The organism is Nostoc sp., from assembly GCF_036917555.1.
In the GTDB taxonomy this organism is placed as follows: Bacteria; Cyanobacteriota; Cyanobacteriia; order Cyanobacteriales; family Nostocaceae; genus Nostoc.
The window spans coordinates 274,882-289,115 of the sequence record NZ_JBALDD010000077.1 but is presented as its reverse complement, the minus strand read 5'-3'; the positions used below and the strand labels follow the sequence as shown (position 1 = coordinate 289,115).

The window sequence follows — 14,234 nt, the reverse complement described above, 5'->3', positions numbered from 1 at the left end:
ACGTCCGGATATTCCTATGTTTATTGTCTAGTTGTTTGGCGCTTGGCACGGCTGCGCCGCGCCCTCGCTTGTGACAGTTGCGTAAGTCCTGTTTACGTAGACGCGCAGCGGCTTGCCATTATCCATGAATAGAGGGAGAGGGGCTTGACAAAAGGACGCCACTAACGTTGCACTAAGTATTCAGATGAGTATCTTTTTTTACTTCCATTATTAAAAGAGGAGTTAACAGCGATCGCTTGCTGTTAATTAACTGCTGCTTTCTGATCAATATATACAGTTAGTTGCACCATACTAGCACTATTGTATAAACTTACCAATTTCCTAACTGCGCTGCTGGCTCGGCGCTTTCCTTATCTGACTCTCTTTTCATATTTAAAGACTTAATTCATTACCTTTGCCCTGGCTTGCTTTACTCAGTATTGCCAATTTGAGTTGCGGTTTGTGCAATAAATAGCGATCGCTCTTTTTTTACGAACCGCAAAGAACGCAAGGTAAGAGAGTGAACTGAATTCATCTGGAAGGTTGTAACTCTAGAGGTTTGGATGGAATGATATATATCAATCCGTTGCCATTTTGTTTAATTTCTATGGATGGAGTTAATTTAAGCCAGTCATGAAAACTGATTCCTAATTGGGATATTGCTTGTACTTCTGTTTGGTAAGATTCAAAGCGGCGATCGGTTTCAATCATAGATTCCATTACTGCCAAAGTTTTAGGAAGACGTGCGTAAATCTGCGGCTTAGGATCATCCCAAATTGCTTTGCCTACCCAATCTATCTCGGAATCCCAAATTGCGGCTGGTATTGATTGTACCCACTTCGAGTTATTCGGGTCTTGAGCCAACATGAATAGATTCATCCGTTGCATATCGAAGACTGCATTTTCATCCAAAGTTGGGTCGAGCCATTGGTAAATTCGGGTTAATCTCCGCAAATCAATCTGACCTCTGAACTGAGGTTGTAAGTATACTGCTGGATTAAAAGTAAGTAGAAGCTTAACATATTTATGAATACGAGAACGAATAACTATTGACCCTTCTTGAAAGCGACGAAGTGCTGTATCGTGTTCTTCTAATTCTAAATAGCAACGTGCTTCAGCTAGATAGGCTAAAGATAAAGTCAGCAGATATTCATCAGCAATTTGGCTTTTTTGCTCAATTTCGATATCAGTGTATTCAGTATAAATATGCTCTGCTTCTAAAAAGCGGTTAATAGCTTGTAGGGCGCTGCTTCTACGATTTTCAGTTTTGGTCATCGTAAAGGCATTAGTTGCTAATTCGATTGCAGCACGAAAATTAGCATAGAAACTAAGGTCGATTTTACGGTTAATGTTATTTAACAGTTTTTGTGCTTGTTGTAAGCGTTTTTCTAATTCCTTAAGCCGTTGTGCTATTACAGCAAAGCCTATAACTGAGACACCAAGGTTAAGTATACTGACTGCACTAGTTACCTGCAAAATTCCTTGAGTTGCTTGCAGACTTCGCCCAAGTTCCTCTAACTGTTTTCCAGTAGAATTATCTGCTCCCTGCTCTCGTAACCAAGTAACAATTTGTTTTGTCTTTACATTTCTAATTAAACCTCCAACTCGTTCAAAAGTTCCATCTGCTAACCCTTTAACAATCCAATCAGCAAGCATAAAGGTTACTGTCACTGGTAAACTCATAATTTTCTCCTAGTTGCTAAAATTTCAGCGACGTGATGTCTGGTAGCCAGTTGCTTCGATTCTGCACAGCAAATACCTGCGCCTTAGTTAGTATTCCCAAATTGAGTTGTAGTTTGTGTAATAGCTGCTCTTTTTAACCAGAAGATGCAGAGCGATCACAGATACAATCATAAGTAAAAGGCAAACTGGTAGAAAATGGCTGAAATTAACCGCGCTATTATCGAACTACATCTGGAGTCATTACCGGATGATCAGGTTTTGGCTGTGTGCGATATGCAGATGGAAAGTCAGCAACAAAAAGTTTTCAGTGAATTGTTAACTCGTCACTGAGAGGGACAGCTTAATGATGCAGAAATTCGTCAACTAGATGAACTCATGCAGGTCTACCGAAGTGGCTTAGTAAGTAAAGCAAAAGCTTTAAAAGTATCTGTTGAACGCGGCTTGAAACCCACTCTCAATCAATAAATTGCAGATGAGAGAGCGATCGCTATTTTTAATAAATTCAATTAACTAACAGCAAAGTCTGTATATTTTCGTACAGACGGTAACTGAAAACCTAAAACAATATCCTCTTTTGGGACACCTAATTCAACTAATTCATTAGCAATTCCTACCTCTGTCCCATCTTGCTGAATCCAAATTTTTTTATCAATAATATCTAAATGGAGAACAGGCCCATATATGCGGTCTTGCTCGCGCCAACCTACATAAACTAATTGATAACGATCGTGTTCTATATCAAAAATTGTCTGTGCTTGAATACGATTATCCCAAACAGTACTAGCGTGTTGTTCAAGCAAATTCTTAATATATTGTCGATATTCCTCTAGCTTTGCCATTGGGCGATCGCCTCCTGTTCAATATTATAAATTAGTAAACAGAGCTGATTAGTTTTAATTACAGATTGGATAAATGGAAGGATAAAAAAATCATTGTAAACAGTACTAGGAACTGCTAAATATAAAGTACGATTAACTTCTTGTTTTTGTAAAGCAATTCGGTAAATAATAAATTGTCCTAATGCAGCATAAAGTTCTGTGATTTTTGACGGACTTAGAAAACTTTTAATTTCAACAGCTATTTTTTGTCCTTGTTTTTCGGCTGCAATAACTTTTTCTGCTCCTAAATCAACATATAATTCAAGGGTTCCTGCCTGGAGAGCATAAGGATCGTGAGTGATTAACTAGCCATCTTTCTCAAGTGCTGTTTTGACAACTGTATGAAAAGCATCTTTAGCAGACACAGGTCTAATTCCAATTTATGGCGGTGCTTAATTTAAGAATTTCTATTTTGTTAATACATTGACAACCTAGCGAAAGTTTTTTTAACTAAATTTAATATAGTTCTGTTTCTTCTCGCCTGTCTACTTACTCCAGATGCAAAGGAGAAGAGGATTGAATGAACCGCAGATGAGAGAGCGATCGCCCCATCCTCCAATAACTTCGATAAAATCACTATGGTGCTAGTTAACCCTCTCTAAATTTAATGAAAAGCGATATCTCCGATGGGCTACGCCTACGCTCCCCTTCCCAACCCTCCCTTCAACGTCCCGAACTACTTGCGCCAGCAGGTAATTGGGACTGTGCTAAAGCTGCTGTGGAAAATGGGGCAGATGCGATTTACTTTGGTTTGGATCGGTTTAACGCTAGAATGCGGGCACAAAATTTTACTGAGGCGGACTTACCCCAATTGATGACATTCCTGCACCGTCGGGGTGTAAAGGGTTATGTCACTGTCAACACACTAATATTTCCCAAAGAACTAGCAGAAGCACAGCAATATCTCCGCACAATTATTGCAGCTGGTGTGGATGCGGTAATTGTTCAAGATATTGGAATATGCCGTCTCATCCGTCACCTTTCCCCCGATTTTCCCATCCATGCTTCCACGCAAATGACGATTACCAGTACGGCTGGGGTGAAATTTGCCAAATCTCTTGGCTGTCAATTGGTGGTATTGGCGCGTGAATGTTCTCTTCAGGAAATCAATAAAATTCAGCAGCAGATTGCCCTACAAGAAACTTCGTTGCCATTAGAAGTTTTTGTTCACGGTGCTTTGTGCGTAGCGTATTCCGGTCAGTGTTTGACTAGTGAGGCTTTAGGTGGACGTTCTGCTAACCGAGGTGAATGTGCCCAAGCTTGCCGGATGCCCTACGATTTAATCGCCGATGGGGAAGTTGTGAATTTAAAAGAACGTAAATATTTACTCAGTCCTCAAGACCTAGCAGGGTTAGATGTTTTGCCAGATTTGGTGAAATCAGGAGTAACCTGTCTCAAAATTGAAGGTCGCCTGAAAGCTCCAGAGTATGTTGCTAATGTTACCCGTGTTTATCGGCAAGCTTTGGATAGTGTAATGACAGAATTAGAAAGACCTAACCCCTTAACCCCTTTGCCTACAAGGGAAGGGGGGAGAGGTCAATCAGACCAAGAACACTACAACTTAGAAATGGCATTTTCTCGCGGACTTTACACGGGCTGGTTTGGCGGGATTAATAATCAGGAACTAGTTCACGCCCGCTTTGGTAAAAAACGTGGGGTTTATTTAGGTGAAGTCAGTCGCATTCAAAACGAAGAGGTAACAGTCAAATTGGAAGCGCCTGTAAAACCAGGCGATGGAATTGTATTTGACTGCGGTCATCCAGAGGCGAAGGAAGAAGGCGGGCGAGTTTATGGGGTGGTTTCCAAAGGAAAGGAAAGTGTGCTGACCTTTGGTAGAAATGACTTGAACTTGCGCCGAGTGCATATAGGCGATCACATTTGGAAAACCAGCGATCCAGAACTCGATAAGCAAGTGCGTCAGAGTTTTGCTGGCGAGAATCCCCAATTTCAGCGTCCCATCAATGTAGAAATTTATGGAGAAGTTGGTCAGCCATTGATTGCGATCGCCCGCGATCGACTCGGTAATATTGTACAGGTAGAATCTGCAATTTCTCTGGTTGAAGCACACACTAAACCCCTAGATACAGACCGTTTACAAGAACAATTCGGTCGTCTCGGTAACACACCTTTTTGTTTGGGAACACTAACCAAGCATCTTAGTGGTACTTTTATGCTACCCGTTAGTGAATTGAACCGGATGCGGCGGGAAATTGTCGTGCAGTTGGAAGAATTGCGAAGTCAACCCAAACGCTGGCAATTAGCTTCTGATGTCTCTTTCCAAAATTTACTCCCCTCATCTCCCACCCTGCAGGAAGCTAAAGCTACATCTCCTTCACTCATCGTCCTAGTACGAAATCTCAAGCAACTCCAAGCAGCACTCCAAGCGGGAATCCAAACACTTTACTGTGAATTTGAAGACCCCCGCGCCTATCGAGAAGCCGTGCAACTGGTGCGCCAACAACAGCAACAAAACGAAGCAGAAAATTCTTCACTTTTAACTCATAACTCAGCACTCATAACTCCTAACTCCCAACTCCCCACAATTTGGGTTGCACCACCCCGAATTACTAAACCAGGGGAAAATTGGATTTTGCAGCAAGTACGTGCCTCTGAAGCAGATGGCTATCTGATACGGAATTATGACCAATTGCAATTCTTTGCTCAAGACCGTTGTATTGGAGATTTTTCCCTCAACGTTGCTAATCTTTTAACAGCAGACTACTTTCAGCAACACTTTGGTTTAGAACGGCTGACAGCATCCTATGACCTGAATATTACCCAACTACAAGACCTGCTCACCAGTTGTCCACCTCAGTGGTTTGAGGTGACAATCCATCAACATATACCGATGTTTCACATGGAGCATTGTGTATTTTGTGCCTTTCTATCAACGGGTACAGACTACACCAACTGTGGACGACCTTGTGAAAAGCAGGAAGTGAAATTAAAAGACCGTGTAGGCAGCGAACACGTTATTAAAGCGGATGTAGGTTGCCGCAATACTGTATTTAACGGCACTGCTCAAACAGGAGCAGAGTACGTACAGCGCCTCATAGAACTGGGATTACGTCACTTTCGCATTGAATTTGTCAATGAAACACCAGAACAAGTGAGTAAAACAATACATCGTTACAGTCAACTACTGCAAGGCGAGATTACAGGTTCTCAACTCTGGCGCGAGTTGAAGTTGCAAAATCAGCTGGGTGTGACTCGTGGGCCTATGGGAGTGTCAGCACTGCGGTCATAATTGATTTTCTGAACGCCCAGCTTGAAAAATCTGTTCGGCAGTCAAGTTTAATTCTGGGAATGTAGGAGATATAATGCGATCGCTTCCCCGAAACAGGTTAACTTGATACTCACCATCCACCAAATAATAAACCGAAATAGTCGGTTGTTTGGGATTACCTATATACCTTCTACCGCCCAAAGCTAAATAGTCAACAATCCAATATTCAGGAACGCCAAAAGTTTCGTAGTCAACCAGCTTGGATGCATAATCATCCCTCCAATTAATGCTGACGACTTCAATAACTAGGGGAACCGACGCAGCTTGAGTAACAGTTGAGGACTTTTTCCACATCGGTTCTGCTGAAAGATTGTTTTGATTTATGACTATAACATCAGGCGAATAACCTGATTCTTTTTCAGGAACTTTAACTAGTGCTTGCTTGGGTATGAGGTATGGGAGTTTTAATCGTTTAAACTCTAAAGTTATTTCACCAGCTAAAAAACCATTAATCTCTTCATGATCTCCTACTGGCTGCATTTCAACAATTACCCCATCGTGTAGTTCATAACATCTGCCGTCTGGTTTCCAATTAAGGAATTCTTCAAAAGCGATCGTTTTTGGTAAGGCTTGAAACATCACACTTACTCCTGATGATGATTCAGAGTTTAGCAAATTATTTAGTATCACATCACTGAGGGGAATCGCTATAATAACCAGATAGACGTGATTGTAGTCAATGAATGTTATGGAAATCAAAAATATCAAGGAAGAAGCACGACGGCTAATTGACAAATTGCCAGAAAATTTTACATGGGATGATTTAATGTATGAAATCTATGTAAGACAACCAATAGAAGCGGGATTAACTGATAGTGAAGCGGGAAGAGTCGTTTCTGTTGAAGAAGTACGTGCAAAATTTGGATTGCAACCGTGAAAGTTTTTTGGACAGAAACAGCCGTTAATCATTTATCATCTATTTATACTTATATATTTCAAAAGTTTCCTCACTATGGTCAAAGACTGGTTGAGCGATTAACTCAACCAGTCTTTGAGCAAATTGCCTAATTTCCATTATCGGGTCGCATTGTTCCAGAATTTGAAACTAAGCAGATTAGAGAAGTTATTGAAGGCTCTTATCGCATTATTTATTATATTAAGTCTGACCAAATTGATGTTCTTGCTGTTCTTCATGGTTCTCAACAAATCGAATCTATTATTGATGAAACTTGATTCTTTGCCAGGAACTTTGACTAATGCTTGCTTAGGTATGAGGCATGGGAGTTTTAAACGTTTGAACTCTAAAGTTATTTCGCCACCTAAAAAACCATTAATCTCTTTATGATCTCCTACTGGCTGCATTTCAACAATTACCCCATCGTGTAGTTCATAACATCCGCCATAAGGAATTTAAAGCCTCTCTCCTCACAGGCTATCCATTAGTCACATCTTTCTTTACAATCTTGAAACGCTTGTTTTGTAGGTGAGAAAAAGGTTTTATTATATTCAATTAAAAATCACCATAGTTACTTATGAATAATATTTCGACAAGCAATAATTGGGATACTTCCCTTTACGAAGATAAACACGCCTTTGTCTGGAAGTATGGCGAAGACTTACTGAAATTACTCAACCCTCAGCCAGGAGAATCCATTCTGGATCTTGGCTGTGGGACTGGACAACTTACAGAAAAAATTGCCCAAGCTGGGGCTGAAGTAATGGGAGTTGATTATGCACCCGCGATGATAGAAAAGGCCAGACAAAACTATCCCCATATCCGCTTTGATGTTGCTGATGCTAGGAACTTTCAAATAGATAAGCCATTAGATGCTGTGTTTTCCAACGCTGTATTGCATTGGGTGAAAGAAGCAGATAGAGCGATCGCATCCATACATCAATCCCTAAAACCCGGAGGCCGTTTTGTTGCAGAATTTGGGGGCAAAGGGAATATAAAGGCGATCGCCACAGCTTTATACAGAGCTTTAGAGTCCATTGGTATCCCTCAAGCACAAGTAGAGAATCCTTGGTATTACCCCAGCATTGGTGAATACGCCAGCCTTTTAGAACATCAAGGCTTTGATGTCATTTATGCTATCCTGTTTCCTCGCCCAACTCCCCTAGCAGAGGGAGAAGCAGGTATGGCAAACTGGATTAAAATGTTCGCCAGCCCTTTCTTAGCAGGACTTTCACCTGAGCAACAAATACAAATAATTCCCGTCGTCGAGGAATATCTGAAGCCAACACTATATCAACAAGGAACTTGGACAGCAGATTATCGAAGAATTCGCATCGTTGCCGTTAAAGTTTAATTTGTGCGAATTTTAACTTGTGCCTTCATAAAGAATGATGAATTAGTATCAGTTATGCATATACCTAAATTGTGCGAATGCCAGATATCGTTTTCATTACTATTAACCATTACCCTCACAGCTTTACTAGTCCCGCCCTCACTAGCGCAAACCCGTTCAATACCGTCACCTTCTAGTGCGCCTTTAGAACTAGACTTATTGACCAAGCCAAAAAACTATGTAATTACAGCTAACACCATTCATCCAGAACGATTAACCGTTCCCAGTTTATGGTGGGCACAACAAAACTCCGAAAAAAAGCTATTGGATAATTGGATAGCATATCCAGCTTCTGACAAAGAACCTGCACGAGTAGACTTGATCGTGAATCAGCAAATTTGGAGTTTACTAGAGTATGTAGAGCGCTACGACTTCGTAAATCGCTTGGGTAGCGCTGCACGGAACTTTGGTTACAACGTCCGGGTATTTAATTATCAAAAAGAACCCTTGGCAACCTACACTTGCAACTTTAGTACAAGTCCAGCTTTATGCAGTATCCAAACCACTATTAACAACAAGATAGGGTTACAGCGTTCTTTGTAGAAAAAAGGGCGTGGGGATTGGAGACTGAGGGGACAAGGAGAATAAATAACCCATGCCTAATGACGCCACTTGCTTCTCCCAAGGGGAGACGCTACGCGAACAAGTCGGGCATTGCCCGCCCAACGCAGTGGCTCCCCAATGCCCCATGCCCAATTCCCAATTAAACCTTAATTTTGGCAAATAAAGACTCGTATTGTTTTATTGCTGATGGGGGTAAGGGAAGTAAAAATTCACTTTTATCGAAAACATTACGATCGCTCTGTAACAAACTCCATAATGGTTCTTGGATATCGGAAGTGGCAATATTTGTAGAAATTGGCGAATTACTTTTAGTCAGCACCGAAATTTGTTTAGCTGTGCTTGGTTGCCAACAAAAATCAATCCATTGATCTGATAAAATATCCTTAGTAATCCCTGCGGGACGTACCCATAAGTCTGCCCACATAGCTGTTCCTGACTGGGGGATAACTGCGGCAAGCTGCGGATAACGTCCCAGAACAGGCAATACATCGCTTGACCAACCAACCGCTAGCCAAGTGTCTTCCATAATTAGAGGTTCTAAATAGTTATTGGAACTGTAAAACTTCACCTGTTGGTTTAATATCTGTAATTCCTTTTCCAAGTCTGGTACTTGGTCAAGATTGTCTGTATTATAAGATTTTCCTAGCTTTTTTAAGACCAAACCAATAACTTCTCGTGGTTGATTGAGTAGGGAAATACGCTCCTGTATTCCATCTCGCCACAAATCACTCCAATCTTTAGGCGTCCATCCCAATTTTTGCAACTTGTCACGGTTATAAACAATTACTGTACTACCCCACCTGTAAGGCGCACCCCACACCTTCCCTTGAGTATCCAAAATACCTTGATCGTTACGCGTTACCAGTTGTTTCCACCTTTCATCTAAAGCAGACCACTGCTTTAACTGGTTTCCCTGCACTTCTTGGAATGGTTGAATCAATTTCTGTTCAATAGCTGCTTGTAGCCAGTAATCTCCCAATGTCACTAGGTCTGCATCAGCCGTTTTTTGACCTTGCCTAAAGGGTATAAAGCGACTCCATCCCTGCTCATCACTGGTCTTTGGCTTCTGCTGCCAATTTTGTAATTGGTGAAATAAATCCTGTATATGCTCAACTGGAGCAAACTTTAACTGCACCCGTTGCTGTAAACCTTTGTGGAACTGATTCACCACCTGACCAGGTATAGAACCTTTTAATAACTGTACTTTTAGTTGCGTTTGCTTGTTTCCACCACAGCCAAAAAGCAGTTGTGAAAGTGCCAGTGTGCTTGTACCTAGCAAAAAAGACCGTCGATCCATTGATTTTGGATTTTGAGATTTTTGATTATACCTAATATTAAGCAGAGATTCACCAGTGGCTGACTAGCTGAAAAAGTGAAGTTGGAGAATTATCGGTATTGTTTGTTGATAATAGGGTTAATTTTGAATATTGGACTCAAATTAGCGATATTTTGTCAAATTTCTACCTAAAGATTAATTTTTATCCATAAATTGACTTGATAATACTTATGGTGGAACCTTACTTGTATTTAGAAATAATGATTTAAATGTCACATTTCCAGCAAAAATTATCAATACTTAAAAAATCCATAAGTATCGTTAAGGTTGGGAGTAAATTGAATAACATATAGAAAATGTACGAATAAAGGTATTAAATGGAGCTATTACAGCAGCAGATCCTGACTTTAAGCCAAAAGTTAGATGCCGTGTGCCAAGTAATTGAGCAGCTTGATGGTAAAGTCACTCAAACTTTCTCAGAGTGTTCTTTAGCGAATACACAAGCAAAGGATAATTGCCAACAAAATGGCGCGGCTAGAGGCTACCAGTTCAAAGGACGTAACAATTTAAATCCAGAAATGGAACACAAGGATGTGTTGACAGATGGCATTTATCTAGACATGCATCGTCAAGGTGGAGATAATATAACACCAGAAATTCAAATACAACGACTCACAGCGCAATTAACAGCAGCGTACAATCGCATTGCTGCTTTAGAAGAACAATTACTTAGAGAGAGAATTCATTAAATTTAACCTGAAGTTCAACGAACTAAAAAAATAGATTGAGGTAGGTAAGACAAGCCTTTAGGTTCAATATCAAGTGATGGTTTTATGAGCACATACTTAGATACAAGTAAGTAATCCAGCTATCAAATTGATACAAAAGTTAAACATACTATTACATCTCTTTACGTAATAGTGTGATATATCTACCCATAGGTTTTTAGTCTCTTCCTCATTTATGAAACAAAAAAAAACAACCCTAAGACTGGTGTCCTTAGGTTTCGGAAATATAGCAATCCTATTTGATTTACTCCACCAAGAGGCTTAGATCCCCGACTTATTTAAGAAGTCGGGGATCTTTTTGTTCAGTTCATAACTCTTGCACGGATTGCTATAGTTCAAATTGCTAAAAAGACGATCTTACGTACAGACACGCAGAAAAGACCTCTCCTTGGTTTCACTACGTAAAATCGTCCCTCTCCGACTCGGAGAGGGAAAGACTTTAATTTTTAGTTCAAGGCAGTACTTAGCCGTTCAAGTTGGGCTTCAATGGCTGCCAAAAGTTGGTGTTGCTGCCAATCTTGGCTAATATGGGCGGCTATGCAAGCGGCTCCAGCACCCATACCTTCTTTGACAAAGCCCTGCTCATAAGCTCTCAGTTGGGGATAACGAGAATCAGCAAAGCTCAGATGAGTTGCTAATAGAGGAGGGGTTTCTCCACTCGGAGTTAAGCTGTTTTTTCCTAAGTTAAGGGCTAAGTCAACTGTAGCGCCAGTAGGATCTTCCGCCACCCAGCGGGTTGTGCCTACAACTACTGCTTCTGGTTGCCATGATAAGGCATAAGCTTGAGCGATCGCACTGATGAGCGCATAAACCGCCAGCATTTGCGTCCCTCCAGCCAGCATTACACCACAACTACGGCTAGCAGCGATCGCCATCCCAGCTACCACCACCTGCATGGGATCGCCCACGGCGGCGACGATTTGTAGGGGATCTACAGAATTTTGAATTTGAGATTGGAAGTTTATCTTTTCTAGTCCAGCTTGCACTAGTGCCCACTTTTGCGCGTGGTTACAAACAGGGTGGCTACTGTTAACTTTTCCGCCAGCATCTATACCTAAACCAGTTAAGATTGCCAGGGCAGTTGTAGTACCTCCGACGACGCACTCACCGACAATCAGATACCCCTGTTGAATATTGGCGGCTAGGCGTTCTCCCCAAAATAGCCCTTGTTCAAACAAGTGGTGTACTGTTGTAATTTCCATCGCAGCACCTCCACTTAAACACTTAGCAGGAGCGCCACCCAAATCAATTAATGGCATAGCAGGAGTCTGGGGTAAACCAGCATTAAATAAATGAACTGGTATCTTTAGTGACTCAAAGACAGCGCGAGAAATCAGCACAGGTGAAGCCCCAGCCGCCAATGGTGGTAGGGGATATTGGGCTTTATGTTCTGGGCCGTAATACAAAAACTCAGCATCGGCACAAGCTGTATATTTCCGATCCTCTGGAGTGCGACCAGCTGCTGAAATCCCTGGAATTAAACCAGTTTCAGTAAATCCTAAAACACAAGCAAATGCGGGTAGACAACCACGATACCTTCGCAGCCATTGTTCACCCTGTTCTTTTTGAGTATAAATACTAATTTGGGAATTGGGCATGGAACATTGGTTATTAGTTAGGACTGATCATTTAACCAATGACAAATGACAAATGACAAATAACTATCCTTCATAATCCATGAGAACTTGTACCCAGTGTGGTGGGCGGGGGATCGGGTTGCCCAGACGGTCAAAAAGCAACCATGCTGCCAGGTGTACCACAAAAAGGTAGATAAAGTTGTTGAGTATAATTAATGCGATCGCTCCCACTTGAATCAAAAATACACTCGGACTCGCCAACAAACTCAAGTTAAAAAATACCCACTCAATGAACTCAGTCACCTGGGTAATCACATAAATCCATAGGTCTTCACCCGACAAAACAGACAACAACCACAGCCGAAAAAAAACTCCCAAAGTACCCAACAGCGTACCCAAGGTGATAGAAACAATCCAGGGAAGACGACGACGACACCACGTAGCGCCCAAAAGGACGCCCATGAACCCGTAGGGCATGACAAACAGCAAACTGCGGGCTGGCCCCATCAATACCGTCAGCAGTAACCCAGAGGTGAGTGCTGCCATCCATGCCGCACGTTTGCCCCAACGCAGATAAACTAGAGCGATCGGTACTGGAAAAAATATCCGCAAAACTGGCCCCAGGGGAAAGTAAAAATTAATAAACCAAATTAAGCTAGCGGTACTGGCTAAAAATGCCGTTTCTACCATCCTCAAGGGCGCATCAGCTTTGATTTGAGGAGGCATTAACTGCTGTTCTTTATCTAACCAATGATTTTGAGGAGTTGGAGATTCAGGGGATGGATCTTCCTCCGGTTCATCTGGGAGAGAATCTAAAATACTCATATCTGACAAGTTTTTAAACGATCATTCTTTCTAAGGCTGACAAATCGGGAATACAAATAGTGTCTTGATCCCGTTTAATCAAGCCTTTTTTTTCTAGCCTTGTCAACACTCGTGTCACCGTTTCCCGCGCCAGTCCACTCAAACTACTCAATTCCCGATGAGGTAAATTAGGGATTTCGGTTCCGGTTTGCCCTTTTTTTCCCTGTCCTTCTGCCAAAAATAACAACGTATCTGCTACCCTTGACTGGCTATCAGATTCCCGCAACCGCAATCGGCGATTTACTTGCCGCAAACGTCGTGCCATTAGTTGCGCCAATCGAACTCCCGCCAAGGGTTCTATCTGAAGTAATTTGACGAAATCCTGAGCAGGCATACTACCGATTACCGTTGGGGCCAAGGTAATCACATCCGTGGATCGAGGTGCTTCATCTAGCGCCGCCATTTCACCAAACAATTCACCTTTGCCAATAATATTCAGCGTTACCTCTTTTCCTTCTAGATTGTAGGTGCGAATTTTTACCCATCCGTCCATAATAAAATATACAGAACCACCCCAGTCATTTTCCAGTAAAATCACCTGATTGGCTGGGTGAGTGCGGGTAACAAGATGGGTGAGGGCTGATTCCACAGCAGTTTCTGGCAACCCTTGAAAAAAGGGAGCGGAGGTGATCATCCAGGAATTAGCCTGTGCTTGCAAGCTATATCGATCTTCCATTACGACATCTTTAATTCAAGCTGCTATGTACACACAAAAAACAGGAGCGCTATTTGTAGCCTAAGCTATCATTGCACAGCTCCCTTTCAAAGAAAAAACTAAACTATGCTACACAAGAAAGCGACAAGAAGTTTTTCTAAATAATCTTTACCTATAAGTTTAAACGGGGTAAAAGTTTTGCAAAAAGTAGTTTATAGCCGGCGGTTGTATTGCTTAGGGGCTAGCTGCACTGCAAACTTGATTAGTTATGAATATAGGCAAACAACATTAATGATACTAAAGGGAGTAAATTATTGCTCAGGTATTTTCGCGATTTTCAAAAATAGGCAACCAATAACCCGCAAAATTAAGCTTTTTGAACAAAGGCTGTTGAAG

The 14,234-nt window shown here is 41.6% G+C and carries 16 protein-coding genes and 1 pseudogene; 8 read left to right on the top strand and 9 right to left on the bottom strand.

Annotation, left to right across the window (positions count from 1 at the left end; all coding sequences use genetic code 11):
• Nucleotides 1–510: 510 nt before the first annotated feature.
• Nucleotides 511–1,662, bottom strand: a complete 1,152-nt coding sequence (locus V7K60_RS30755; RefSeq protein ID WP_334931362.1) for a hypothetical protein — start codon at nt 1,660–1,662, stop codon at nt 511–513.
• Between the two features lie 195 nt (nt 1,663–1,857).
• Between V7K60_RS30755 and V7K60_RS30750 the strand changes: the two genes are divergently transcribed.
• Nucleotides 1,858–1,992: a hypothetical protein gene (locus V7K60_RS30750; RefSeq protein WP_334931360.1), complete on the top strand. Its 135-nt coding sequence runs from the start codon at nt 1,858–1,860 to the stop codon at nt 1,990–1,992.
• 176 nt (nt 1,993–2,168) lie between these two features.
• Here the strand turns inward: V7K60_RS30750 and V7K60_RS30745 are convergent, their stop codons facing one another.
• Nucleotides 2,169–2,501, bottom strand: coding sequence for a XisI protein (locus tag V7K60_RS30745; RefSeq protein WP_334931358.1), 333 nt, complete (start codon nt 2,499–2,501; stop codon nt 2,169–2,171).
• The gene (locus V7K60_RS30740) at nt 2,489–2,842 is read right to left on the bottom strand and encodes an element excision factor XisH family protein (protein WP_334931385.1); all 354 of its coding nucleotides are present in this window, start codon (nt 2,840–2,842) and stop codon (nt 2,489–2,491) included. Before V7K60_RS30740 ends, V7K60_RS30745 begins: the two co-directional genes overlap by 13 nt.
• Nucleotides 2,843–3,147: 305 nt before the next feature.
• On the opposite strand from V7K60_RS30740, the gene V7K60_RS30735 reads away from it, so the two are divergent.
• Nucleotides 3,148–5,787, top strand: a complete 2,640-nt coding sequence (locus V7K60_RS30735) for a U32 family peptidase (protein ID WP_334931356.1) — start codon at nt 3,148–3,150, stop codon at nt 5,785–5,787.
• Here V7K60_RS30735 and V7K60_RS30730 read toward each other — a convergent pair.
• A complete protein-coding gene (locus V7K60_RS30730) occupies nt 5,782–6,405 on the bottom strand; it encodes a Uma2 family endonuclease (protein WP_334931354.1) in 624 nt (207 codons plus the stop codon). The two genes, V7K60_RS30735 and V7K60_RS30730, sit on opposite strands and share 6 nt — an antisense overlap.
• A gap of 100 nt (nt 6,406–6,505) precedes the next feature.
• On the opposite strand from V7K60_RS30730, the gene V7K60_RS30725 reads away from it, so the two are divergent.
• Genes V7K60_RS30725 through V7K60_RS30715 form a run of 3 tightly spaced genes read left to right on the top strand, consistent with a single transcriptional unit; the run spans nt 6,506 to nt 6,999 of the window.
• Nucleotides 6,506–6,703 (top strand): hypothetical protein, encoded by a 198-nt coding sequence (locus V7K60_RS30725; protein ID WP_334931352.1) that lies wholly within the window; start codon nt 6,506–6,508, stop codon nt 6,701–6,703.
• Nucleotides 6,700–6,834, top strand: a complete 135-nt coding sequence (locus tag V7K60_RS30720) for a hypothetical protein (protein WP_334931350.1) — start codon at nt 6,700–6,702, stop codon at nt 6,832–6,834. The genes V7K60_RS30725 and V7K60_RS30720 overlap by 4 nt, the downstream gene beginning before the upstream one ends.
• 18 nt (nt 6,835–6,852) lie before the next feature.
• The gene (locus V7K60_RS30715; protein WP_334931383.1) at nt 6,853–6,999 is read left to right on the top strand and encodes a type II toxin-antitoxin system RelE/ParE family toxin; all 147 of its coding nucleotides are present in this window, start codon (nt 6,853–6,855) and stop codon (nt 6,997–6,999) included.
• Here the strand turns inward: V7K60_RS30715 and V7K60_RS30710 are convergent.
• Nucleotides 6,991–7,176: pseudogene (locus tag V7K60_RS30710) on the bottom strand (Uma2 family endonuclease); the annotation flags it as partial. The gene V7K60_RS30715 and the pseudogene V7K60_RS30710 overlap by 9 nt on opposite strands.
• A 122-nt stretch (nt 7,177–7,298) precedes the next feature.
• Between V7K60_RS30710 and V7K60_RS30705 the strand changes: the two are divergent.
• Nucleotides 7,299–8,075, top strand: coding sequence for a class I SAM-dependent methyltransferase (locus tag V7K60_RS30705; protein ID WP_334931348.1), 777 nt, complete (start codon nt 7,299–7,301; stop codon nt 8,073–8,075).
• A 54-nt stretch (nt 8,076–8,129) separates the two neighbouring features.
• On the top strand, nt 8,130–8,657 hold the full coding sequence (locus tag V7K60_RS30700) for a hypothetical protein (protein WP_334931347.1): 528 nt from the start codon (nt 8,130–8,132) through the stop codon (nt 8,655–8,657).
• A gap of 160 nt (nt 8,658–8,817) precedes the next feature.
• On the opposite strand, the gene V7K60_RS30695 is transcribed toward V7K60_RS30700, so the two are convergent.
• Entirely contained in the window at nt 8,818–9,975 is a 1,158-nt protein-coding gene (locus V7K60_RS30695) for an extracellular solute-binding protein (RefSeq protein WP_334931345.1), read from the bottom strand.
• Nucleotides 9,976–10,331: 356 nt separating this feature from the next.
• On the opposite strand from V7K60_RS30695, the gene V7K60_RS30690 reads away from it, so the two are divergent.
• The gene (locus V7K60_RS30690) at nt 10,332–10,703 is read left to right on the top strand and encodes a hypothetical protein (RefSeq protein WP_334931344.1); all 372 of its coding nucleotides are present in this window, start codon (nt 10,332–10,334) and stop codon (nt 10,701–10,703) included.
• Between the two features lie 485 nt (nt 10,704–11,188).
• Here V7K60_RS30690 and cobT read toward each other — a convergent pair whose 3' ends face one another.
• From cobT to V7K60_RS30675, 3 genes are all read right to left on the bottom strand, one after another.
• The gene (cobT, locus tag V7K60_RS30685; protein WP_334931342.1) at nt 11,189–12,340 is read right to left on the bottom strand and encodes a nicotinate mononucleotide-dependent phosphoribosyltransferase CobT; all 1,152 of its coding nucleotides are present in this window, start codon (nt 12,338–12,340) and stop codon (nt 11,189–11,191) included.
• Between the two features lie 63 nt (nt 12,341–12,403).
• The gene (locus V7K60_RS30680; RefSeq protein ID WP_334825588.1) at nt 12,404–13,144 is read right to left on the bottom strand and encodes a DUF2232 domain-containing protein; all 741 of its coding nucleotides are present in this window, start codon (nt 13,142–13,144) and stop codon (nt 12,404–12,406) included.
• 13 nt (nt 13,145–13,157) lie between these two features.
• Complete coding sequence (locus V7K60_RS30675; protein ID WP_104905149.1) at nt 13,158–13,859, bottom strand: Crp/Fnr family transcriptional regulator; 702 nt, start codon at nt 13,857–13,859, stop codon at nt 13,158–13,160.
• Between the last annotated feature and the right edge of the window lie 375 nt (nt 13,860–14,234).

Excerpts from the sequence above, each read along its gene's own strand:
- V7K60_RS30725 (WP_334931352.1), top strand. The coding sequence starts at position 6,506 with ATGAATGTTATGGAAATCAAAAATATCAAGGAAGAAGCACGACGGCTA.
- V7K60_RS30750 (WP_334931360.1), top strand. The coding sequence starts at position 1,858 with ATGGCTGAAATTAACCGCGCTATTATCGAACTACATCTGGAGTCATTA.
- V7K60_RS30745 (WP_334931358.1), bottom strand. The coding sequence starts at position 2,501 with ATGGCAAAGCTAGAGGAATATCGACAATATATTAAGAATTTGCTTGAA.
- V7K60_RS30735 (WP_334931356.1), top strand. The coding sequence starts at position 3,148 with ATGAAAAGCGATATCTCCGATGGGCTACGCCTACGCTCCCCTTCCCAA.
- V7K60_RS30680 (WP_334825588.1), bottom strand. The coding sequence starts at position 13,144 with ATGAGTATTTTAGATTCTCTCCCAGATGAACCGGAGGAAGATCCATCC.
- V7K60_RS30695 (WP_334931345.1), bottom strand. The coding sequence starts at position 9,975 with ATGGATCGACGGTCTTTTTTGCTAGGTACAAGCACACTGGCACTTTCA.
- V7K60_RS30700 (WP_334931347.1), top strand. The coding sequence starts at position 8,130 with ATGCATATACCTAAATTGTGCGAATGCCAGATATCGTTTTCATTACTA.
- V7K60_RS30675 (WP_104905149.1), bottom strand. The coding sequence starts at position 13,859 with ATGGAAGATCGATATAGCTTGCAAGCACAGGCTAATTCCTGGATGATC.
- V7K60_RS30705 (WP_334931348.1), top strand. The coding sequence starts at position 7,299 with ATGAATAATATTTCGACAAGCAATAATTGGGATACTTCCCTTTACGAA.
- V7K60_RS30690 (WP_334931344.1), top strand. The coding sequence starts at position 10,332 with ATGGAGCTATTACAGCAGCAGATCCTGACTTTAAGCCAAAAGTTAGAT.
- cobT (WP_334931342.1), bottom strand. The coding sequence starts at position 12,340 with ATGCCCAATTCCCAAATTAGTATTTATACTCAAAAAGAACAGGGTGAA.
- V7K60_RS30755 (WP_334931362.1), bottom strand. The coding sequence starts at position 1,662 with ATGAGTTTACCAGTGACAGTAACCTTTATGCTTGCTGATTGGATTGTT.
- V7K60_RS30730 (WP_334931354.1), bottom strand. The coding sequence starts at position 6,405 with ATGTTTCAAGCCTTACCAAAAACGATCGCTTTTGAAGAATTCCTTAAT.